The organism is Streptococcus mitis (assembly GCF_026782895.1).
GTDB classification, from domain to species: Bacteria; Bacillota; Bacilli; order Lactobacillales; family Streptococcaceae; genus Streptococcus; species Streptococcus mitis_CB.
In genome coordinates, this window is sequence record NZ_JAKUXJ010000001.1 from 46470 (window position 1) to 70246 (window position 23777).

Annotated in this window: 14 protein-coding genes and 1 pseudogene; 13 read left to right on the plus strand and 2 right to left on the minus strand. The window is 41.5% G+C overall.

All coding sequences use genetic code 11. The features are described from left to right. Positions 1 to 251: 251 nt before the first annotated feature. The 7 genes and pseudogenes from MK480_RS00215 (at position 252) to MK480_RS00245 (ending at position 16553) form a co-directional block, all read left to right on the plus strand. Complete coding sequence (locus tag MK480_RS00215) at positions 252 to 10790, plus strand: sialic acid-binding adhesin (RefSeq protein ID WP_268707021.1); 10539 nt, start codon at positions 252 to 254, stop codon at positions 10788 to 10790. A 184-nt stretch (positions 10791 to 10974) separates the two neighbouring features. Beyond that, complete coding sequence (pabB, locus tag MK480_RS00220; RefSeq protein WP_261011071.1) at positions 10975 to 12696, plus strand: aminodeoxychorismate synthase component I; 1722 nt, start codon at positions 10975 to 10977, stop codon at positions 12694 to 12696. Beyond that, positions 12697 to 13314, plus strand: a complete 618-nt coding sequence (locus MK480_RS00225) for an alpha/beta fold hydrolase (RefSeq protein WP_261011070.1) — start codon at positions 12697 to 12699, stop codon at positions 13312 to 13314. Between the two features lie 49 nt (positions 13315 to 13363). Then, a pseudogene (locus tag MK480_RS00230) lies at positions 13364 to 14050 on the plus strand (excalibur calcium-binding domain-containing protein); the annotation flags it as partial. A 117-nt stretch (positions 14051 to 14167) separates the two neighbouring features. After that, positions 14168 to 15127, plus strand: a complete 960-nt coding sequence (locus tag MK480_RS00235) for an ROK family glucokinase (protein ID WP_268707022.1) — start codon at positions 14168 to 14170, stop codon at positions 15125 to 15127. Between the two features lie 99 nt (positions 15128 to 15226). After that, positions 15227 to 15661: a GTP pyrophosphokinase gene (locus MK480_RS00240; protein WP_261141752.1), complete on the plus strand. Its 435-nt coding sequence runs from the start codon at positions 15227 to 15229 to the stop codon at positions 15659 to 15661. A gap of 52 nt (positions 15662 to 15713) precedes the next feature. Continuing rightward, positions 15714 to 16553, plus strand: a complete 840-nt coding sequence (locus MK480_RS00245; protein WP_268707023.1) for a thymidylate synthase — start codon at positions 15714 to 15716, stop codon at positions 16551 to 16553. A gap of 150 nt (positions 16554 to 16703) precedes the next feature. Here the strand turns inward: MK480_RS00245 and MK480_RS00250 are convergent, their stop codons facing one another. After that, on the minus strand, positions 16704 to 16874 hold the full coding sequence (locus tag MK480_RS00250; RefSeq protein ID WP_001051780.1) for a DUF3042 family protein: 171 nt from the start codon (positions 16872 to 16874) through the stop codon (positions 16704 to 16706). Positions 16875 to 16994: 120 nt separating this feature from the next. Here MK480_RS00250 and miaA point away from each other — a divergent pair, with 120 nt between their 5' ends. From miaA to MK480_RS00275, 5 genes are read left to right on the plus strand one after another with little or no spacing between them, the layout of a single operon-like run. Next, positions 16995 to 17879, plus strand: coding sequence for a tRNA (adenosine(37)-N6)-dimethylallyltransferase MiaA (gene miaA, locus MK480_RS00255; protein WP_261184993.1), 885 nt, complete (start codon positions 16995 to 16997; stop codon positions 17877 to 17879). Further along, entirely contained in the window at positions 17872 to 19110 is a 1239-nt protein-coding gene (gene hflX, locus MK480_RS00260) for a GTPase HflX (RefSeq protein WP_247931932.1), read from the plus strand. The genes miaA and hflX overlap by 8 nt, the downstream gene beginning before the upstream one ends. Beyond that, a complete protein-coding gene (locus MK480_RS00265; RefSeq protein ID WP_268707024.1) occupies positions 19103 to 19726 on the plus strand; it encodes a cystathionine beta-lyase in 624 nt (207 codons plus the stop codon). Before hflX ends, MK480_RS00265 begins: the two co-directional genes overlap by 8 nt. Before the next feature lie 14 nt (positions 19727 to 19740). Next, a complete protein-coding gene (rnz, locus tag MK480_RS00270; protein WP_268707025.1) occupies positions 19741 to 20670 on the plus strand; it encodes a ribonuclease Z in 930 nt (309 codons plus the stop codon). A gap of 20 nt (positions 20671 to 20690) precedes the next feature. Beyond that, complete coding sequence (locus tag MK480_RS00275) at positions 20691 to 21446, plus strand: SDR family NAD(P)-dependent oxidoreductase (RefSeq protein ID WP_268707026.1); 756 nt, start codon at positions 20691 to 20693, stop codon at positions 21444 to 21446. A 36-nt stretch (positions 21447 to 21482) separates the two neighbouring features. Here the strand turns inward: MK480_RS00275 and MK480_RS00280 are convergent, their stop codons facing one another. Further along, the gene (locus MK480_RS00280) at positions 21483 to 22388 is read right to left on the minus strand and encodes a helix-turn-helix domain-containing protein (RefSeq protein WP_268707027.1); all 906 of its coding nucleotides are present in this window, start codon (positions 22386 to 22388) and stop codon (positions 21483 to 21485) included. 386 nt (positions 22389 to 22774) lie between these two features. Between MK480_RS00280 and MK480_RS00285 the strand changes: the two genes are divergently transcribed. Continuing rightward, entirely contained in the window at positions 22775 to 23749 is a 975-nt protein-coding gene (locus MK480_RS00285; protein ID WP_268707028.1) for a choline-binding protein C, read from the plus strand. Positions 23750 to 23777: the final 28 nt, after the last annotated feature.

Consider the following 23777-nt stretch of genomic DNA (forward strand, 5'->3'; position numbering starts at 1 on the left):
TGCAGTTCTTAAATGTTCACGTACCAGTATAATTATTGAATATATTTATAACTAAAATACTGGAAAAATAGATTTTAAAAAAGTAAATGAAATGTCAGGCAGGGCTTTGTTTTATGGATTCTGTTCTAGTTCAAACAACTTGCAAAAATAGCTTAAAAATTATAAAATGAAATATAAAGTAATTTGTAAATACGCATAAAATTTAATATAATATAATGTGTATACAGATAAGAGAAAAGGAAATATTATAAATGAAGAACAAGCTTTCTGATAAGTCCCTTGAGAATCAGAGAAAAGAAAAAATCATGCGTTTCTCCATTCGTAAATATAGTTTTGGTGCAGCGAGTGTAGCGGTTGCTGCCTTTTTAATGTTTTTAGGAAATGGAGCAGTTGCAGCTGAACAATTGAAAGTAACTGAAGAGTCTTCTAGTAAAGTAGAGTTGGCTCAATCAGGTGGGGAGAAGGCTGAAAATCAGAGTGAGTCCAAAATCAGTGAGCCAAAAATTAGTAAACCAGAATTAGATAAAAGCCAACTTGCAAATTATATTGGTGAAATTGAAGGTAAGATTTCAAGTGGAGCCTACGCTAATAAGACAGAGGAAAGTGTAGCGAGTCTAGCTGCTGAGTTAGCTAATGCCAAAGCAACTTTAGCGAGCGCAAACAGTCAAGAAGAATTGACGAGTGCCTATCAAAAACTGGTTACTACTGTTAACTCAAAATTACGAAATAAGCCGGTTGAGAAAAAAGAAATTGTCTCAACAGATACTACTGAGGGTAAAGAAACAGTTGGTATCAAAGCTGAGAATACTGAAAAACCATCAGAATCAAATGCGATTGAAAATACTGGTGCCAATGATCCGCGCAATGGAAGTGAAATTGAAAAGGATACAACATTCCGTGCAGCTGTCAATCAAGATCCAAAGGTAGACTTTACATTCTCCATACCAGATGAGAAGAAAATCTATATCTATAACGAAGAGCATTTTTCATTAGAAATTCCAGTTTATTCTGAAACTGGAAAAATTCGCTATGCAACGATTAAGAAAGGATCTAGACAAAGATTCCCTAATGTTGCAGGTACAGATAATGACTTGGATGTTGAATTTGGATTTACAGCTACTGTAATAAATCGTGCTGAAACGGCAGGGGTAACATCGGAGGCGAGTCAAGCAAATCCTGCGAAAATTGTTATTACAGGTCGTCCAAACGATATACTGAAAAAACACAGAGATTATACAAAACAAGAAAACCAAACACTTAACGTGGGTACTCGTTATATTCAGGTGGTTGATGATCAAGGTAGAGAGAATCTTAAAAAAGGTGATAGTATTGCAGACCCAGGGTATTTCTACTTAGTGTTAAAATCTCAAGCAAAAAAATACGCCTTAAGATCTCAACCTACAGATGAAAAGATTTCTGTAACTAGTTTGACAAATCCTACAGCAGAAGATTTAAAGAAAATCAAAGATAGTATTCAATTAGAATATTCAACAACGAACGAAGATGCACGATTTGCTGATAAACGTGGAACTTTGGTAGAACATCCTGAGGATGTTATCCAATCGGTTAATATCGTTGGGAATAATATCGTTGTGACATTTACAGATGGTTCTACGAAGACAAAACCGGTAGGGGAAATTGTACAAAAAAATATTCCGCCGGTTGTTAATCTACCGTATTCAAACGAAGCAAACAGAAATATTTATATCTATTCTGGAGAAGAGACAGATCTGACATTCACTGCAAGGGATGAATCTAAGATTAAAGATCTAAAACTTCGTGGTCCTGGTGACGTTAACTACAATAACGCAACTAGTTATGGTTTAGCAGTTGGGAAAGTGACAGACAGTGCTCTATCAAGTGGAGAAGGTTCTGTTTCTGAAGATAAGAAAACCGCAACGATTAAAATGACTGGAACTACTAACCTTACAGCTGACCAAAAATGGACGAGTGTAATCGTTGCTAAAGATGATAATAATGGAGAAAGTGCACCTTTTGATGGAAGAATCAATGCTACTACAAATCCTGCAGAACGTCAAAAAATTGAAGGTTATGTTGAGTTTGTTGTAAAAAATCAAACTACTAAATATGATATTAAGACTCCAGAAGGAACAGTTAGTGTAGTAGATCCAGCGAATGTTACGGCTGACGAATTTGAAAAAATTAAAGAAAAAGTAAAAATTGAATACTCTCAAACTAACGATGATGCAAATCTTACAAGTAAAAGAGGACAAGCTGTAGAAATTCAAGCGTCAAGAATTTCTACGATTACAAAAGATGCTAATGGAAATCTTGTTGTAATGTATAAAGATGGTTCAACTGATACAAAACCTTTATCAGAGTTCACGAGTTTAAATAAACAACCTGCAATTGATGCAATTAATACAGCTGCAGACAAAAAAATTGCGGAAATTAATTCAAATACAAATGCAACTGCGGAAGAAAAAGCAGCAGCAATCGAAAAAGTTAATGCCGATAAGACAAAAGCTTTAACAGCGATTAATGATAATTCGGTAACGACAAAAGCAGCATTAGATAATGCGAAAACATCAGGAACAACTGTGATTAGCAATGATAACCCGGTAGTAACTAAGAAAGATACGGCAAAAGCAGCTATTGATACAGCTTTAAGAGAGAAAGCAGCAGCCATCGATACGAATAACGACTTAACGACAGAAGAGAAGAATGCAGCAAAAGCAGATGCACAGGCAAAAGCGAATGCAGCAAAAACAGCAATCGATAATGCTACAACAAACGTAGCAGTGGACTCAGCCCAAACGGCAGGAACGACAAGTGTAAGTTCAGTAACGCCAACAGCGGTAGCGAAACCAGTGGCTAAGAAAGCAATAGATGATGCACTTAAAGCGAAAGAAGCACAACTTGATGCAAGAAATGATTTAACAACTGAAGAAAAAGAAGCAGCAAAAGCAGATGCACAAGCAAGAGCAACAGCGGCTAAAAATAATATTGATACTGCAACAACAAACTCAACAGTAGATAATGCGAAAACTACAGGCGTTGCTGATGTAGAAAGCGTTAATCCGCAAGCAAGCCAAAAGAAAACTGACGCAAAAAATGCAGTTGATGAAGCGTTAAAAGCAAAAGAAGCAGAGATTGATGCCAATAACGATTTGACTGCTGAAGAAAAATCCAAAGCTAAGGAAGACGCAAAATCCAAAGCAGATGTAGCAAAGCAAGCCATCGACAACGCGACAACAAACGATGCAGTAACTCAAGCTAAAAACGCTGGGGCAATATCAGTAGATTCGGTGACTCCAACGCCGGTAGCCAAACCAGCAGCGAAGCAAGCCATCGATGACGCATTAAAAGCTAAGAATGACGCAATTGATGCCAACAACGATTTGACAGACGAAGAAAAAGCAAAAGCTAAGGAAGACGCGAAAGCGAAAGCAGACGCGGCGAAGCAAGCAATCGACAACGCGACAACAAACGATGCGGTAGAACAAGCTAAAAATGACGGAGCGACAAGTATATCTTCAGTAACTCCAACACCAACAGCTAAACCGGCTGCAAAACAAGCCATCGATGACGCATTGAAAGCAAAGAATGACGCGATTGATTCCAATAACGATTTAACGGCTGAAGAAAAAGCCAAAGCTAAGGAAGATGCGAAAGCCAAAGCCGACGCAGCGAAACAAGCGATCGACAACGCGACAACAAACGATGCAGTAACTCAAGCTAAAAACGCTGGGGCAACATCAGTAGATTCGGTGACTCCAACGCCGGTAGTCAAACCAGCTGCAAAACAAGCAATTGATGACGCATTGAAAGCTAAGAACGACGCGATTGATGCCAACAATGACTTAACAGACGAAGAAAAAACTGCGGCGAAAGCTGATGCAAAAGCCAAATCTGACGCAGCGAAGCAAGCAATCGACAAGGCGACAACAAATGATGCAGTAACGCAAGCTAAAAACGACGGAGCAACATCAGTAGATTCGGTGACTCCAACTCCGGTAGCCAAACCAGCAGCTAAGAAAGCCATCGATGACGCATTGAAAGCTAAGAACGACGCAATTGATGCCAACAACGATTTGACTGCTGAAGAAAAAGCCAAAGCTAAGGAAGACGCGAAAGTCAAAGCCGATGCAGCGAAGACTGCAATCGACAAGGCGACAACAAATGCAGCGGTGGAACAAGCTAAGGCTGATGGAGCGACAAGTGTATCTTTAGTAACACCAACAGCGCAAGCGAAGCCAGCTGCAAAACAAGCCATCGATGAAGCATTAAAAGCAAAAGAAGCAGCAATAGATGCCAACAATGACTTAACAGCAGAAGAAAAAACAAAAGCTAAAGAAGATGCGAAAGCCAAAGCAGACGCAGCAAAACAAGCAATTGATCAAGCAACAACAAATGCAGCGGTGGAACAAGCTAAGGCTGATGGAGCAACAAGTGTAGACTCAGTGACACCAACAGCGCAAGCGAAGCCAGCGGCAAAACAAGCCATCGATGAAGCATTAAAAGCAAAAGAAGCAGCAATAGATGCCAACAATGACTTAACAGCAGAAGAGAAAGCCAAAGCTAAGGAAGACGCCAAAGCCAAAGCCGATGCAGCTAAACAAGCAATCGATAGCGCAACAACAAACGCAGCGGTAGAACAAGCTAAAAATGACGGAGCGACAAGTATATCTTCAGTCACTCCAACACCAACAGCTAAACCGGCTGCAAAACAAGCCATCGATGACGCATTGAAAGCTAAGAACGATGTGATTGATGCCAATAACGATTTGACTGCTGAAGAGAAAGCCAAAGCTAAGGAAGACGCCAAAGCCAAAGCCGATGCAGCTAAACAAGCAATCGATAGCGCAACAACAAACGCAGCGGTAGAACAAGCTAAAAATGACGGAGCGACAAGTATATCATCAGTCACTCCAACACCAACAGCTAAACCGGCTGCAAAACAAGCCATCGATGACGCATTGAAAGCTAAGAACGATGTGATTGATGCCAATAACGATTTGACTGCTGAAGAGAAAACCAAAGCTAAGGAAGACGCCAAAGCGAAAGCTGACGCAGCGAAGCAAGCAATTGACAACGCGACAACAAACGATGCAGTAACTCAAGCTAAAAACGCTGGGGCAGCAAGTGTATCATCAGTCACTCCAACACCAACAGCTAAACCGGCTGCAAAACAAGCAATTGATGACGCATTGAAAGCTAAGAATGACGCGATTGATGCCAATAATGACTTAACAGACGAAGAAAAAACTGCAGCTAAAGCAGATGCAAAAGCCAAAGCCGACGCAGCGAAACAAGCAATCGACAACGCAACAACAAACGATGCAGTTGAGAAAGCTAAAAACGATGGAGTGACAAGTGTATCTTCAGTAAGTCCAACAGCGCAAGCTAAGCCAGCGGCTAAACAAGCAATCGACGATGCATTAAAAGCTAAGGAAGCAGCAATTGACGCAAACAACGACTTAACAGACGAAGAGAAAACTGCAGCGAAAGCTGATGCGAAAGCAAAAGCAGACGCAGCTAAGCAAGCCATCGACAACGCAACAACAAACGATGCAGTTGAGAAAGCTAAAAACGACGGAGTGACAAGTGTATCTTCAGTAAGTCCAACAGCGCAAGCTAAGCCAGCGGCTAAACAAGCAATCGACGATGCATTAAAAGCTAAGGAAGCAGCAATTGACGCAAACAACGACTTAACAGACGAAGAGAAAACTGCAGCGAAAGCTGATGCGAAAGCCAAAGCCGACGCAGCGAAGACTGCAATTGACAATGCAACCACAAACGATACCGTAACGCAAGCTAAAAACGACGGAGCGACAAGTGTATCATCAGTCACTCCAACACCAACAGCTAAACCGGCTGCTAAGAAGGCCATCGAAGATGCGCTGAAAGCTAAGGAAGCAGCAATCAACGCAAATAATGACTTAACAGACGAAGAAAAAGCCAAAGCTAAGCAAGAAGCGCAAGACAAGGCAGCTGCAGCGAAACAAGCGATCGATAATGCGACAACAAACGCGGGAGTAGACCAAGCTAAGGCTAATGGAACAACAGAAGTAAATAATGTAAATCCAACAGCAGTGGCAAAACCAGCAGCTAAAAAAGCAATCGACGATGCCCTAAAAGCTAAAAATGACGCGATTGATGCTCGAGATAATCTGACAGCTGAGGAAAAAATAGCAGCTAAGGAAGAAGCTAAAGCCAAAGCCGACGCAGCGAAGACTGCAATCGACAACGCAACCACAAACGATGCAGTAACTCAAGCTAAAAATGATGGGGCAGCAAGTGTATCTTCAGTGACTCCAACTCCAGTAGCCAAACCAGCAGCTAAGAAAGCAATCGACGATGCATTAAAAGCTAAGGAAGCAGCGATTGACGCGAACAACGACTTAACAGACGAAGAGAAAACTGCAGCTAAAGCAGATGCAAAAGCCAAAGCCGACGCAGCGAAAACAGCAATAGACAACGCGACAACAAATGATGAGGTAGAACAAGCTAAAAATGATGGAGCAACATCGGTAGATTCGGTGACTCCAACTCCAGTAGCGAAACCAGAGGCGAAGAAAGCAGTAGAAGATGCACTTAAAGCCAAAGAAGCAGAAATCGATGCTCGAGATGATCTGACAGCTGAGGAAAAAACAGCAGCTAAAGAAGAAGCGAAAGCCAAAGCAGACGCAGCGAAGACTGCAATCGACAATGCGACAACAAATAATGCAGTAACTCAAGCTAAAAACGCTGGAGCAACGAGTGTATCTTCAGTAAATCCAACAGCGCAAGCTAAGCCAGCAGCTAAGAAAGCGATAGAAGATGCGCTTAAAGCCAAAGAAGCAGAGATCGATACTCGAGATGATCTGACAGCTGAGGAAAAAATAGCAGCTAAAGAAGAAGCTAGGGCTAAAGCAGAAGCGGCAAAACAAGCAGTTGATAAAGCGGCAACAAATGCTGACGTTGAAAATTCAAAAACTATTGGGGTAGCAGATGTAAACTCATTGAATCCAGTAGCGGTTAAGAAACCAGAGGCTAAAAAAGCTGTAGATGAAGCACTAAAGGCAAAAGAAGCAGAAATTGATGCGAATAATGACTTAACAGCAGAAGAAAAATTAGCAGCTAAGGAGGAAGCTAAAGCTAAAGCCGATGCAGCTAAGAAAGCAATCGATGAAGCTGATACAGATATTAAGGTTGATGTAAATAGTATATCTGGTTTAAGTGATGTAAATTCATTTAGTCCAGAACCAGTTAAGAAATCAGAGGCTAAAAAAGCAATTGATGCAGCTCTAGAGAAGAAAATAGAAGAAATCGATGCTCGAGATGATTTAACAACTGAAGAGAAAACTGCAGCAAAAGCTGAAGTAGAAAATAAAGCTAATGAGGCAAAAGACGCAATCGATGCAGCAGATACAGACATTAAAGTAGATGTAAATAGTGTATCTGGTTTAAGTGATGTGAACTCGTTTAGTCCAGAAGCAGCTAAAAAACCAGCAGCCAAACAGGCAATAGATGATGCATTAAAAGCAAAAGAAGATGCAATAGATGCGAATGATGATTTAACAGCTGAAGAAAAAACTAAAGCCAAAGCAGAAGCTAAGGCAAAAGCTGATGCAGCGAAAGAAGCAATCGACAATGCGACAACAAACGCAGAAGTGGAACAAGCTAAGACTGCAGGAACGGCATCAGTAGCTTCAGTGACTCCAAAGCCAGTGGCAAAACCGACTGCGAAGCAAGCCATCGACGACGCGCTTAAAGCTAAGAACGACGTGATTGACTCTCGTACAGACTTGACAGATGAAGAGAAAGCTGCGGCTAAGTCAGAAGCAAAAGCTAAGGCCAACGCAGCAAAAGCAGCCATCGATAATGCAACAACAAATGCGGAAGTAGACCGAGCTAAGGTGACTGGAATAACAGAAGTAAAAGCAGTAGATCCACAACCAGAAGCGAAGCCAGAAGCTAAGAAAGCCATCGATGATGCCTTAAAAGCTAAGACTGATGAAATAGACTCTCGTACAGACTTGACAGATGAAGAGAAAGCTGCGGCGAAAGCAGACGCTAAAGCGAAAGCTGATGCAGCGAAGACTGCAATCGACAACGCAACAACAAACGATGCAGTAACTCAAGCTAAAAACGATGGGGCAGCAAGTATAGCTTCAGTAAATCCAACAGCGCAAGCGAAGCCAGCGGCAAAACAAGCTATCGATGATGCATTGAAAGCTAAGACCGACGCAATTGATGCCAATAACGATTTAACAGCAGAAGAAAAAGCCAAAGCTAAGGAAGACGCAAAAGCGAAAGCTGACGCAGCTAAGCAAGCCATCGACAACGCAACAACAAACGATGTAGTAACTCAAGCTAAAAACGATGGGGCAGCAAGTGTAGCTTCAGTTACTCCAGCAGCAGTAGTGAAGACAGCAGCTAAGCAATCCATCGACGAAGCTCTGAAAGCTAAGAATGATGAAATCGACGCTCGTACAGACCTAACAGATGAAGAGAAAGCTGCTGCTAAGTCAGAAGCAAAAGCTAAGGCTGACGCAGTGAAAGCAACCATCGACAACGCAACAACAAATGCAGAAGTAGAACAAGCTAAGGTGACTGGAACAACAGAAGTCACTTCAGTCAATCCAGAGGCGTTGACTAAGTCAGCAGCTAAGCAATCCATCGACGAAGCTTTGAAAGCTAAGACTGATGAGATAGACGCTCGTACAGACTTGACAGATGAGGAGAAAACTGCAGCTAAGGGAGACGCGAAAACAAAAGCTGACGCAGCGAAGACTGCAATCGACAACGCAACAACAAACGATGCAGTAACTCAAGTTAAAAACGATGGGGCAGCAAGTGTAGCTTCAGTGACTCCAGCAGCAGTAGCGAAGACGGAAGCTAAGCAAGCCATCGATGAAGCTCTTAAAGCTAAGAGTGCTGAGATAGACGCACGTACAGACTTAACAGACGAAGAGAAAACTGTGGCTAAATTAGATGCAAAAGCCAAAGCTGACGCAGCGAAAGCAACCATCGACAACGCAATAACAAATGCGGAGGTAGAACAAGCTAAGGTGACTGGAATAACAGAAGTAAAAGCAGTAGATCCACAACCAGAAGCTAAGACAGCAGCTAAGCAAGCCATCGATGATGCCCTAAAAGCTAAGAACGACGAGATAGACGCTCGTACAGATTTAACAGACGAAGAGAAAACTGCTGCTAAGTCAGAAGCAAAAGCTAAGGCCGATGCAGCAAAAGAAGTTATCGATAAAGCGACAACCAATGCAGAAGTTGACCAAGCAAAGTCAACTGGAATTGCAGAAGTCACTTCAGTAAATCCAGGTGCAGTGGCTAAGACAGAAGCTAAGCAAGCCATCGACGAAGCTCTGAAGGCTAAGAACGACGAAATCGACGCACGTACAGACTTAACAGATGAAGAGAAAGCTGCTGCTAAGTCAGAAGCAAAAGCTAAGGCTGACGCAGCAAAAGAAGCCATCGACAAAGCAACAACGAATGCAGCAGTCGACCAAGCTAAAACTAACGGAACTTTAGAAGTCACTTCAGTAAATCCAGAAGCAGTAGCGAAGACAGAAGCTAAGCAAGCCATCGACGATGCTTTGAAAGCTAAGACTGCCGAAATTGATGCTCGTACAGACTTAACAGATGAAGAGAAAACTGCAGCCAAAGCAGATGCAAAAGCCAAAGCTGACGCAGCAAAATCAGCCATAGATAAAGCAACAACGAATGCAGAAGTCTACCAATCTAAGTCAACTGGAATCACAGCAGTGACTTCAGTAAACCCAGAGGCAGTAGCGAAGACAGAAGCTAAGCAAGCCATCGACGAAGCGCTTAAATCTAAGACTGATGAAATCGACTCTCGTACAGACTTAACAGACGAAGAGAAAACCGCGGCTAAAGCAGAAGTAAAAGATAAGGCTGACGCAGCAAAATCAGCCATAGATAAAGCAACAAAGAATGCAGAAGTCGACCAATCTAAGGCAACTGGAATCACAGCAGTGACTTCAGTAAACCCAGAGGCAGTAGCGAAGACGGAAGCTAAGCAATCCATCGACGAAGCGCTTAAAGCTAAGACTTCCGAGATAGACTCTCGCACAGACTTAACAGAAGAAGAGAAAATTGGGGCTAAGGCAGAAGCAAAAACAAAAGCTGACGCAGCGAAGACTGCAATCGACAACGCAACAACAAATGCGGAAGTAGAACAAGCTAAGGTGACTGGAACAAGAGAAGTAAATAATGTAAATCCAGACGCAGTAGCAAAGTCAGAAGCTAAGAAATCCATCGACGAAGTTCTTAAAGCTAAGACTGCCGAGATAGACGGACGTACAGACTTAACAGATGAAGAGAAAACTGCAGCCAAAGCAGACGCGAAAGCTAAAGCTGACGCAGCGAAAGCAGCCATCGACAAAGCAACAACGAATGCAACAGTCGACCAAGCTAAGTCAACTGGTATTGAGGAAGTGAACTCAGTCAATCCGATTGCACAAATTAGACCGGCAGTTGGAGCAAGTGCTGGAGTTCATGTAAACTCAGCTAATCCAACTTCTAAAGAAAAACCACAGGAAAAACAAGCAATAGACCAAGTATTGAAAACTGATGAAGCCAAAGCTAAAGTGAAAGATAGTGTAGCATCTACTATCTCACAACTTGAAAATGAGAATCAGCAAGTAGCTACTAATCAGCGTGTAGTGGCTAGAGAATTTCCAAATACAGGTACAACAGAATCCATAACAGCAATTGTTGCAGCAACAGCTAGTGCGATACTTGGTTTTGGTCTTATTGCTCGTCGTCGAAAAGAAGATGAAGAAGACAAATTAGAAAATCAGTAACGATTTCTAACAGTTGCAACTCCTTTTTTGAGACTAAGTAGATAATATTATTCTTAAAACTCTCCTAGAGCAAAATAGCTACTAGGAGAGTTTTTTCTCTAATCAGAAGATACGTGACGGGACTAAAAACAATCTCATCTGCTTTGCGGATGAGGGTTTTCTTATTTTGTGCTATACTTAAGATATGCATAGAAAAACAGTGATTGATTTTAGGGCTTTGGGCGAGAGATACACCTTTACCCAGCCTATTAAAGAGTTGAAAACGAGAAATGTAGCAGAAGTGGCAGATTTGCTGGTACAAGTGGAAAGCTACCAAGAGCAAGGCTACTATGTGGTGGGCTATGTCAGCTACGAGGCTGCACCTGCTTTTGAGGAGAAATTAGCAGTTCATAAAGCTCCTTTACTGGACGAGTATTTGCTTTACTTTACTGTTCACGATAGGGTGGAGACATCTCCTATTCCCCTGACTTATGATGAGGTTGATTTGCCTTCAAATTGGCAGGAAGTGACGTCTGAAGCAGATTATGAAAAGGCGATTGCTCAGATTCACCATCATTTGCGGCAGGGGGACACCTATCAGGTCAACTACACCGTCCAACTCAAGCAAAAATTAAGTGCCAATCCTTTTGCCATCTACAATCGTATGGTAGTAGAGCAGGAGGCGGGCTACAATGCTTATGTTGAACATGACGAGATGGCAGTGATTTCCATGAGTCCAGAACTCTTTTTTGAGCAAAATGACCGCGAGTTGACAACACGACCAATGAAGGGAACGACTCAGCGTGGGGTAACTGACCAAGAAGATCTTGAACAGGCCAGTTGGTTGGAGCAGGATTCTAAAAATCGCTCTGAAAATATGATGATTGTGGACCTCTTGCGCAATGACATGAACCGTATTTCTGAGGTGGGGAGTGAGCATGTAGAGCGTCTTTGCCAAGTGGAACAGTATTCAACGGTTTGGCAGATGACTTCGACCATCAAGAGTTGGTTGCGAGAGGATGTTGACCTTGTAGAGATATTCCGTTCTCTATTTCCTTGTGGTTCCATAACGGGAGCTCCGAAAATTGCGACTATGGAAATCATCAAGGACTTGGAGCCACAACCGCGCGGAGTCTACTGTGGAACGATTGGTCTCCTGCTTCCAAATGGACGACGAATTTTCAATGTTGCTATTCGGACCATTCAACTGCATCAAGGGAAAGCCATCTATGGAGTTGGCGGAGGCATTACATGGGATAGCACTTGGGAGTCTGAATACCGTGAGGTTCATCAAAAGGCGGCAGTTCTTTATCGTAAACAAGCTCGTTTCAAACTGATTACTACAGGGAAAATCAGCCAGAAGAACTTGCTGTTTGAAGAACAACATATAGAAAGGCTGAGAAAAGCTAGTCGGTATTTTGCCTTTCCATTTGATTCAGAAAACTTGAAACAAAAGATAGAGGAAGAGTGTCAGGCTTGTGATGCTAATCAAGATTACCGCTTGCATATTTCTCTCGACAAGTCTGGAGAGATAGAAGTAGATCGTCAAGTATTAACAGCTCTTAGTCCAAGTTTTTGTCAGGCCAAACTTTGCCTTCAGGAAGCCAATTTGCAACAAGCCTTTATCTACTTCAAAACGACTCACCGACCGCATTTGAGCATAGGGGAGCAAGAGATCATTTACCATAATAAGTCTGGAGAACTTCTTGAAACCTCTATCGGAAATTTGGTTCTGAAAATTTCTGGGAAACTCTACACACCGCCTATCCGACTGGGAATCTTGCCAGGAATTTACCGTCAGCTCTTGCTGGAAACAGGACAGGTAGAAGAGAGAGCCTTGACCATAGAAGATTTGAAGGGAGCAGAAGCTATTTATGGCTGTAATGCAGTCAGGGGCTTGTATGAATTGTCAGTAAGGGAGAACTAAATGAAACTAATATTTTTACATGGATTAGGCCAGTCAGCAGATAGTTGGCAAGAAGTGCAAGAGTTGCTTGTAGATTATCCTTCTGAAGCCCTAGAGTTATTTCCTTCCGGAGTTGCTACCTATCAAGAAGCCAAGGAGCGCATCTATCAGTATTTATCAAAAGAGACAGAACCTTTTGTTTTGATTGGATTGTCCTTAGGTGCTGCTCTGGCACTAGAACTTTCCAGTTACGATTTACCAAATCTTCAGGCCTTGGTTTTGTCAGGCTGTCCATTGAAAGTGGCGGGCAATATCCTTTTTTACATTCAGTTGCTGATTTTTAAACTACTTCCCAAAAGGGTGTTTGAAAAACAGGGAGCAGATAAGGCTCTTATGGTTAGAGTTTCCGAAGAATTAAAAACACTTGATTTAAGGGAGATTGCAAAGAATTGTCCCTATCCAACTTTGTTAATTTGTGGTAGTCAGGATAAGCCAAATCTTAGTTCAATGAAAGCTATTCAAGAACTGATGTCAAATTCCCAGTTCCAGATCATCCCTGACGGTCCTCATGTCTTGAATAAGGAAAAACCAAAGGAGTTTGTAGAAAATACCAGAAGTTTCCTTGAATTGCTGAAATAAGTTTGATAAAATAATATTGAAAACGATATCATAATTATGGGAGAAAGAAATGAACAAACGTCTATTTTTAAAAATGAGTCTGGCTACCTTGCCAGTCTTAGCCTTGTTTTCACAACCTGTGTTAGCAGAAGAAAACATTCATTTTTCTAGTTGTAAAGAAGCTTGGGCGAATGGATACGCAGATATTCACGAGGGAGAACCTGGTTATTCTGCCAAGTTAGACCGCGATCATGATGGTGTGGCTTGCGAATTGAAAAATGCTCCTAAGGGTGCTTTTAAAGCAAAACAAGCGGCTACAACTCAAACTGATACAACTTCATCCACAGCAAGTGGTTGGGTTAAGCAGGACGGTTCTTGGTACTATTTTGATGGAAATGGAAATCCAGTGAAAAATGCATGGCAGGGAAGCTATTACCTGAAAGCTGATGGTAAAATGGCACAGAGTGAATGGATTTATGACTCTTCTTATCAAGCTTGGTATTATTTGAAATCAGATGGTTCTTATGCAAAAAATGCATGGCAAGGAGCTTATTACCTTAAATCAAACGGTAAAATGGCACAAGGTGAGTGGGTTTATGACTCTTCTTATCAAGCCTGGTATTACTTGAAATCAGATGGTTCTTATGCTCGCAATGCATGGCAAGGAAACTACTATTTGAAATCAGATGGTAAAATGGCTAAAAATGAGCGAGTTGATGGAGGCCGCTACTATGTAGATGCTTCAGGTCTATGGAAACCATAAGTAAGGATAAAATCTAGAAAGTTAATGCAAACCTTTGCATAAATGAGTGAATTTTGTTATACTATATCTGTAAGCATTTTCAATTAATTCATAATAAAAAAGGAGAATATGATGAGTCAAAAGATTATTGGGATTGACCTTGGTGGAACTTCTATCAAATTTGCAATCTTGACAACAGCAGGAGAAATCCAAGAAAAATGGTCTATCAAAACCAACATTTTGGATGAAGGAAGTCATATCGTTGATGATATGATTGAGTCTATTCAACATCGTTTGGACTTGCTTGGATTGGCAGCAGCGGACTTCCAAGGTGTTGGAATGGGATCACCAGGTGTGGTTGACCGTGAAAAAGGAACTGTTATTGGTGCCTACAACTTGAACTGGAAAACCCTTCAACCAATTAAAGAAAAGATTGAAAAAGCCTTGGGCATTCCATTTTTCATCGATAATGATGCCAACGTAGCAGCTCTTGGTGAACGTTGGATGGGGGCTGGTGATAACCAACCAGATGTTGTCTTTATGACACTTGGTACAGGTGTTGGTGGCGGTATCGTCGCAGAAGGCAAATTGCTTCACGGTGTTGCTGGTGCAGCAGGTGAGCTTGGCCACATCACTGTTGACTTTGACCAACCAATCGCATGTACTTGCGGTAAGAAAGGTTGCCTTGAGACAGTTGCTTCAGCAACAGGTATTGTCAACTTGACTCGTCGTTATGCCGACGAATACGAAGGTGATGCAGCCTTGAAACGCTTGATTGATAATGGAGAAGAAGTAACTGCTAAGACTGTCTTTGATTTGGCAAAAGAAGGAGACGATCTTGCTTTGATCGTTTACCGTAATTTCTCACGTTACTTGGGAATCGCTTGTGCTAACATTGGCTCAATCCTAAACCCATCAACAATCGTTATCGGTGGCGGTGTGTCAGCTGCGGGAGAATTCCTTCTACAAGGTGTTCAAAAAGTCTACGATGAAAATACTTTCCCACAAGTACGCACATCTACTAAATTAGCTCTTGCAACTCTAGGAAATGACGCTGGAGTTATCGGAGCAGCATCACTTGTATTGCAATAAAATAAAAATGACAGAGCTTGGTGATTCATCAGGCTCTTTTTCAAGATCATAATTGTAAATATAACTCTTAACTTTTTGATTTTAGAAAGGAGATTTTAAATGAATAAGTCAGAACAATCCATGTTTGAATTGGCTTTGTCCATTGCAAAAAAAGCACATGAGGGACAATATGATAAGGCTGGAGTAGTTTATATCAAACACCCTCTTTTTGTAGCAAGTCTGGTCGATACGCAAGAAGAAAAGGCAGTCGCTCTATTGCACGATGTTCTTGAAGATAGCCCTTATACAGTAGAAGAACTAATATTGGCTGGTTTACCAGAGACTGTTGTTACTGCAGTGCAGGTACTGACCAAGAAAAAGGGACAAGATTATCAACAATATTTGGAACTTGTTAAATCGAATCCTATAGCACGTTGTGTCAAATTAGCAGATTTGAAACATAATTCAGATTTATCTAGACTAGCTACAATTACTGAAAAGGATCTGGAACGATTTGAAAAATACAAGAAAGCTATTGATTATCTGAGAATGTAGAAAAGCTTTTTTTATGCTATACTAGTTAGGACAATAAATGAGGTGAGAGAGAATGACAAAAGCAGATATTATTTTTAAAGAAAATATTGAACGAATCCTCAAAGACGGTGTCTTTTCTGAGCAGGCCCGTCCCAAGTACAAGGATGGGACAGTTGCCAACTCCAAGTATGTAACGGGTGCATTTGCCGAGTATGACTTGGCCAAGGGGGAATTCCCCATTACAACTTTACGCCCTATCGCTATCAAATCCGCCATCAAGGAAGTGCTCTGGATTTACCAAGACCAGTCAAATAGCCTAGACGTGCTTAATGACAAGTACAATGTTCACTACTGGAATGACTGGGAAGTGGGAGATACGGGAACCATCGGTGAGCGCTATGGTGCCGTTGTTAAGAAACACGATATCATCAATAAGATTCTCAAGCAGTTGGAAGCCAACCCTTGGAACCGCCGCAATATCATTTCGCTCTGGGATTACCAAGCTTTCGAAGAAACAGATGGGCTGCTCCCGTGCGCTTTTCAGACCATGTTTGATGTCCGCCGTGTAGATGGGGAAATCTATCTGGATGCGACCTTGACCCAGCGTTCGAATGATATGCTAGTGGCCCACCATATCAACGCTATGCAGTACGTGGCTCTTCAAATGATGATTGCCAAGCATTTTGGCTGGAAGGTTGGGAAGTTCTTCTATTTCATAAACAACCTCCATATCTATGACAATCAATTTGAACAAGCTCAGGAATTGCTTCGTCGTGAGCCGTCAAATTGCCAACCACGTTTGGTCTTGAATGTTCCAGATGGGAGCAATTTCTTTGATATCAAAGCAGAAGATTTTGAGTTGGTGGATTATGACCCTGTTAAGCCACAGTTGAAGTTTGACCTAGCTATTTAATACTCTTCGAAAATCTCTTCAAACCACGTCAGCTTCCATCTGCAACCTCAAAGCAGTGCTTTGAGCAACCTGTGGCTAGCTTCTTAGTTTGCTCAGTATAAAAGAATAGAAAAAGAAGTTGAGACAATAAATCCCAACTTCTTTTGTTTCTTAACGTGATACGCGGCGACGAGCTGCTTTTTTACGGTTTTCTTCGATGAAAGCTGCTTTTTGTTCTTCTGGTTCGATCACTTTCTTTTTAAATGCGTATACTGCACCTGCGACTGCAGCGACAGTTCCTGCGACACCTGTTACAAGACCTTTAGCGAATCCTTTAGCCATGAGTCTTCCTCCTTTATATTCTCAATCAGCCAGCCCCTTCAAGAGGTCACATTTTTCTGACCGACCTTTTTGTGTTATTATAATAGTAACGAAAAAATGGGAATTTTTCAAGGAAAAAAGATGAAAACAAAAATAATTGTGATTGTTGGACCGACTGCTGTTGGAAAAACAGCCCTTGCCATTGAAGTTGCAAAGCGTTTTAATGGCGAAGTGGTTAGCGGTGATAGTCAGCAAGTTTATAGAGGTCTAGATATTGGGACGGCCAAGGCTAGCCCAGAGGAGCAGTCAGCTGTTCCTCATCATTTAATCGATGTTAGAGAGGTAACCGAGTCTTACTCGGCTTTTGATTTTGTTTCAGAAGCCAAGCTGGCTATTGAGGATATTGACAGTCGTGGTAAGCTAGCCATTATCGCTGGTGGGACTGGACTTTATATCCAGAGCTTGCTAGAAGGTTATCACATGGGTGGGGAGACACCACATGAGGAGATTTTGGCCTATCGAGCTAGTTTAGAACCTTTTTCAGATGAAGAGTTAGCTCATCTGGTAGAGCAAGCAGGCCTTGATATTCCCCAGTTTAATCGTCGTCGTGCGATGCGTGCCTTGGAAATTGCCCATTTTGGTCAGGATTTGGAAAATCAGGAGACCTTGTATGAACCATTGATTATCTGCTTGGCTGATGAACGCAGTCAATTATATGAACGAATCAATCATCGAGTGGATTTGATGTTTGAGGCTGGGCTTTTGGATGAGGCCAAGTGGCTTTTTGACCATTACCCTGATGTGCAGGCTGCTAAAGGTATTGGATACAAGGAACTCTTTCCTTACTTCCGTGGAGAGCAGACCTTGGAGGAAGCCAGTGAGAGTCTCAAACAGGCTACTCGTCGTTTTGCCAAGCGTCAGTTGACCTGGTTCCGTAATCGCATGCAGGTGACCTTTTATCAGATTGGAGAAACTGGTGTAAAAGATCGCATTTTAAGCCAGATAGAGGAGTTTTTAGATGATTGAAACGGAGAAAAAAGAGGAACGGGTCCTGCTGATTGGTGTGGAATTGCAGGGCATGGACAATTTTGATCTCTCTATGGAAGAGTTGGCCAGTCTGGCTAAGACAGCTGGTGCCGTCGTAGTCGATAGTTACAGGCAAAAACGTGAAAAGTATGATTCCAAGACCTTCGTCGGCTCTGGTAAGCTAGAAGAAATTGCGCTCATGGTGGATGCAGAAGAAATTACTACTGTCATTGTCAACAACCGTCTGACGCCAAGGCAGAATGTCAATTTAGAGGAAGTTCTGGGTGTCAAGGTCATTGACCGTATGCAGTTGATTTTGGATATCTTTGCCATGCGAGCTCGGAGCCATGAAGGGAAGCTCCAAGTCCACCTAGCCCAGCTCAAATATCTCCTGCCTCGCTTGGTTGGTCAGGGGATTATGCTCAGCCGTCAGGCAGGGGGAATTGGTTCCCGTGGACCTGGTGAAAGCCAGTTGGAGTTGAACCGTCGTAGTGTTCGCAACCAAATCACGGATATCGAGCGCCAGCTCAAGGTGGTTGAGAAAAATCGGGCGACTGTCAGAGAAAAACGTTTGGAGTCCAGCACCTTTAAGATTGGTTTGATTGGTTACACCAATGCTGGGAAGTCAACTATCATGAACACCTTGACCAGTAAGACCCAGTATGAAGCGGACGAGCTCTTTGCGACTCTGGATGCGACGACTAAGAGTATCCATCTGGGGGGGAATCTCCAAGTAACTTTGACAGATACCGTGGGCTTTATCCAAGATTTGCCGACAGAATTGGTGTCCAGTTTCAAATCAACCTTGGAAGAAAGCAAGCATGTGGACCTTCTGGTTCATGTTATTGATGCTAGCAATCCTTACCATGAGGAGCATGAAAAAACAGTTCTGTCCATCATGAAAGACCTGGATATGGACGACATTCCTCGCTTGACCCTCTATAATAAAGCGGATTTGGTGGAGGATTTCACGCCTACCCAAACGCCTTATGCCCTCATTTCTGCCAAGTCTGAGGATAGTCGTGAGAATTTGCAGGCTTTGTTTTTAGAGAAAATCAAGGATATTTTTGAATCCTTTACCCTGCGCGTGCCTTTTTCTAAGTCCTACAAGATTCATGATTTAGAAAGTGTTGCGATTCTTGAAGAACGTGATTATCAAGAAGACGGCGAAGTGATTACAGGCTACATTTCCGAGAAAAATAAATGGAGGTTAGAGGAATTTTATGACTGATATTAAAACGTTGGCTCTAAAATATGGGGGCTATACAAGTCTGGACAAGGTCTATCTGGATCAACTTCTAGCTGGTAAAACAGAGCAAGAGCAGTTGGCACTGATCACACCTCCGCCCAGCGTGGTCAATGCTTACTTTGCAGAACTCTACCAGAAAAAAAGTCCTGAAGCAGCGACGGATTATTTTGCAGAAGTCAGTCAGGAACTGAATCTTTACAATACTGAGCCAAGTTTCACTCTAGAAAACAAGCCTTTTATTCGGCTTAATCTGTCTGGCAAATCCTTTGGTTTTTGTTATGAGAGTGAGGGTCTGGGTCGGATTTTCTCTGAAAATGAAGAGGTTATTTCAGAAGACTTGCTTTTTGAAATTGCGCAAATTTTCCCCCATCAACTGGTCTTTGAAGAGTCTGGAAAGATTTACATGAAGGCTGTTGGAGATGAGGAAGTTGTTAGCATGGAGAGTCTCACAGCTTTGACAGATTTAGAAAGCTTGGCTGATGGTCGCAAGCGTCTTAAAGGATACAGCCAAGAGGAGTTATTACAAGAAGCTACAGCTTTTTCTGGCAAGCGCTATTTCCGATCGGAAAATCGCACAGCCATGTTATATATTGATTAATTAGAAAGTATCGAATGGATATTCAATTTTTAGGAACGGGGGCTGGCCAGCCCTCTAAAGCCCGCAACGTCTCCAGTCTTGCCCTGAAACTTTTGGACGAGATTAACGAAGTCTGGCTCTTTGACTGTGGAGAAGGTACGCAAAATCGCATTCTGGAAACGACAATTCGACCACGTAAGGTCAGCAAAATCTTTATTACCCACCTACATGGAGACCACATCTTTGGCTTGCCAGGTTTCCTTTCGAGCCGTGCCTTTCAAGCCAATGAAGAGCAGACAGATTTGGAAATCTATGGACCGCAAGGGATTAAGTCCTTTGTCTTAACCAGCCTTCGTGTGTCAGGTTCGCGTCTGCCTTACCGTATTCATTTTCATGAGTTTGACCAAGATTCTTTAGGAAAAATCCTTGAGACCGATAAATTCACGGTGTATGCAGAGGAGTTGGACCACACTATTTTCTGTGTTGGTTATCGTGTCATGCAAAAGGACCTAGAAGGAACGCTGGATGCTGAAAAACTCAAGGCTGCTGGTGTCCCATTTGGCCCACTTTTTGGGAAAATCAAAAACGGCCAGGATGTTGTTTTGGAAGACGGAACTGAAATCAAGGCAGCAGACTATATCTCAGCGCCACGTCCTGGTAAGATTATTACCATTCTAGGCGATACCAGAAAAACCAATGCCAGTGTGCGTCTGGCTGTAAATGCCGATGTCCTTGTCCATGAATCCACTTATGGCAAGGGCGATGAAAAGATTGCTCGCAATCATGGTCACTCAACCAATATGCAGGCAGCACAGGTTGCAGTAGAAGCAGGTGCCAAACGCCTCTTGCTCAACCATATCAGTGCCCGTTTCCTCTCAAAAGATATCAGCCAGCTCAAGAAAGATGCGGCTAGTGTCTTTGAAAATGTCCATGTCGTCAAAGACTTGGAAGAAGTGGAAATCTAAAAGATTGAGAAAGGAACAGTATGCGTACTATTCTCATTACCGGAGCTAGCGGTGGTCTAGCTCAAGAAATGGTCAAACTCATGCCAAATGACCAACTCATCTTGCTTGGTAGAAATAAGGAAAAATTAGCCCAACTCTACGGAAATCATCCCCATGCAGAATTGATTGAAATCGATATTACCGATGATTCAGCCTTAGAAACTCTGCTAGCAGCCCTCTATATCCGCTATGGCGAGATTGATGTTTTGATAAACAACGCTGGTTACGGGATCTTTGAGGAATTTGACCAGATTTCCGACCAAGATATTCATCAGATGTTCGAGGTTAATGCCTTTGCACTGATGAATCTGTCTCGTCGCCTTGCGGCTCGAATGAAGGAAAGTCGAAAAGGCCATATCATCAATATCGTTAGCATGGCAGGTTTGATCGCTACTGGCAAGTCTAGTCTCTACTCAGCGACCAAGTTTGCGGCCATTGGTTTTTCAAATGCTCTGCGCCTCGAACTCATGTCCTACAGTGTTTATGTAACGACGGTTAATCCAGGACCAATCCGCACAGGATTTTTTGACCAGGCCGATCCAGATGGAATCTATCTCAAGTCGGTTGACCGCTTCCTGCTAGAACCAGATGCAGTGGCTAAAAGGATTGTCAAGATTATAGGAAAAAACAAACGAGAACTCAATCTACCGATGTTGTTGAACCTAGCCCATAAGTTTTATACCCTCTTTCCAAAGCTAGCTGATAAGCTGGCAGGGGGAATCTTTAATTATAAATAAAAAGTTGTTCCTAAAATGGAGCAACTTTTTTGACGATTAGAATAAATCAATACCAGTCTTATTTAATGCATGGCAATGATAAGTGAAGGCATTGATAAAATTAGAGTAGTATTGCTGATCAATAAATTTTGCACTTTGAAGATAATTGAATAGATTTTTGGCTAAGGGAATAGCCTCAGCTTTATTCCATCTAAATTGATTGTAAACATGTTCAACTTCTAGGAACATGAGGGGAATAGCCAGATAGCCTCGTTCGAAGGTCTGAAGTGATTTAATTTTTTTGATAATATCATCAGCCTTTTGATAGTAACCGAGTTCAGAGAAGTATTTTACAGAGAAAGTGAGAGCATTTAAAATACGGATGTAGGTGTCAGTATTTGCACTTTCTTTATACATAAGTAGTAATTGTTTGGTCATATGGTCAATAAGTTCCATCGGGCAATGATTGACAATCACACGATAAATTTCAAGTTCGATACTATTAAAGACATCCGATTTCATTAAATGATTGATAATGTTTTGAATTCTAGCAACAGTTTCTGGACTCTTTGATATGGTTGGATAATGTCTTAATTTAATAGATTTGAAAATCATATCTGCTTGCAGTGGATTGTCTTTTAGATAGACATCAAATAATTTTTCGTATTCTTCAATGTAAGTGAGAATATCTTCTTCATGGACCACATGCTTGCCAAATTCAATAGCAGGTAATTCTAAGCAGTCTCCACCTTTATTTGCAAAGGCGAGAACAAAATCATTCCATTCAACTCCGATAACAATTAAGAGTTTAGCAAAGTTTTCAAGTGAAATTCCTTTGTCTCCTTTTTCAAATTGACTAAGGAACTGTGGCGATACGATATCTGATGCTGCTTCCTTTAGGCTGAGTCCTCGTGCTTCGCGCAGGTACTTAAATGTAGCTCCAAATGGATATAGGTTTTCCATAAATAGTCTCCTTATATACTTCTAAGACTATTATACAAAAATTTAGAGAAAAAAATGGAGAAAGAAAACTATAGTTACAAAATATTAGAATTCTATGCTATTTTTTGTTTTTATGAACAAGATTGAAACTATAGTTTAAATGGCTAAAAAATTAAATATCTATTATGGTATGATAAGGGAAAGAATAGCTAAAAAAGGAGGCTTGTTATACTAGTATAACAAGGATTGACTTACCACTCAATCCTATTCTATCAGCCATCAAAGGAGAAAATGACATGGGAAAAACTTAAATGCTCGATACTAGAAAAATATCATATTTACTTTTAAGGTTATAAGACAATTATCATGATTTTTTTGAAAAATAGAAATATATAAGGAGTTTTGTTATGAAAAACAGAAAAATGTTGGTCTCTTCTTTACTAGCAGGTGCTTTATTGTCAGTAGGTTATGTGGCCTCTAAACCGACAACGGTTCATGCCTTAACAGATATGAGTGTCAAGGATACTCAAAATCCCTTGAAAATCACCTTGATAGCCACTACTGGGAACCCGGTTTATTCAGGAAGTGTGTTGGTAGATATTCAAAGAAATTCTTCTACTGATAATCCATCTTTGTATTATGATTTAGTTAATGAAGATACAGGGGCTATTGTAGCTAGTTATAACTTTAATAGTTTTGGGGATCAAACTAGAAGTCAATCCCATGTTTGGTTACTATATGCTGAAGATGGAAGATATCATATTGATGTTTATAGCGAAAAAGACTTTGGGAAACGATATTTTGGTCGGTCAGAAGTATTTAAAGTATCAAATCACGGATATGTACCTATAACAAACTCAGAGACACCTAAAGCTACTGAAACTCCAAAACAAACCACTAACTCTAGCTCAGGTCAGACTGGCTGGTCAGGTTCTTCTTACTACAAAGCTGGTGTGAAAGTAGTTAATCAATGGATTTTTGATGTTCAGTACAATTCATACTTCTACCTAAATGCTTCCGGTAACTATGTTCAGAATGCTTGGTCAGGTAATTATTACCTCAAATCAGGTGGCTACATGGCTAAAAGCGAGTGGATTTACGATAAAAACTATAGTTCATACTATTACCTAACATCTGAGGGTAGCTATGCGCGTAACACTTGGGTAGGTAGCTATTACCTCAAATCAAATGGTAAAATGGCCAAGAGCGAGTGGGTCTATGATAGCAGCTATAGCTCTTACTATTACCTAACATCAGAAGGCAGCTATGCTCGTAACACATGGGTAGGTGACTACTATCTCAAGTCAAATGGTAAGATGGCAGTTAACGAACGTACACCAGATGGTTACAAAGTAGATGGCTCAGGTAAGTGGGTGAAATAAGAAAATAAATCTATATTGTAGATAAAAC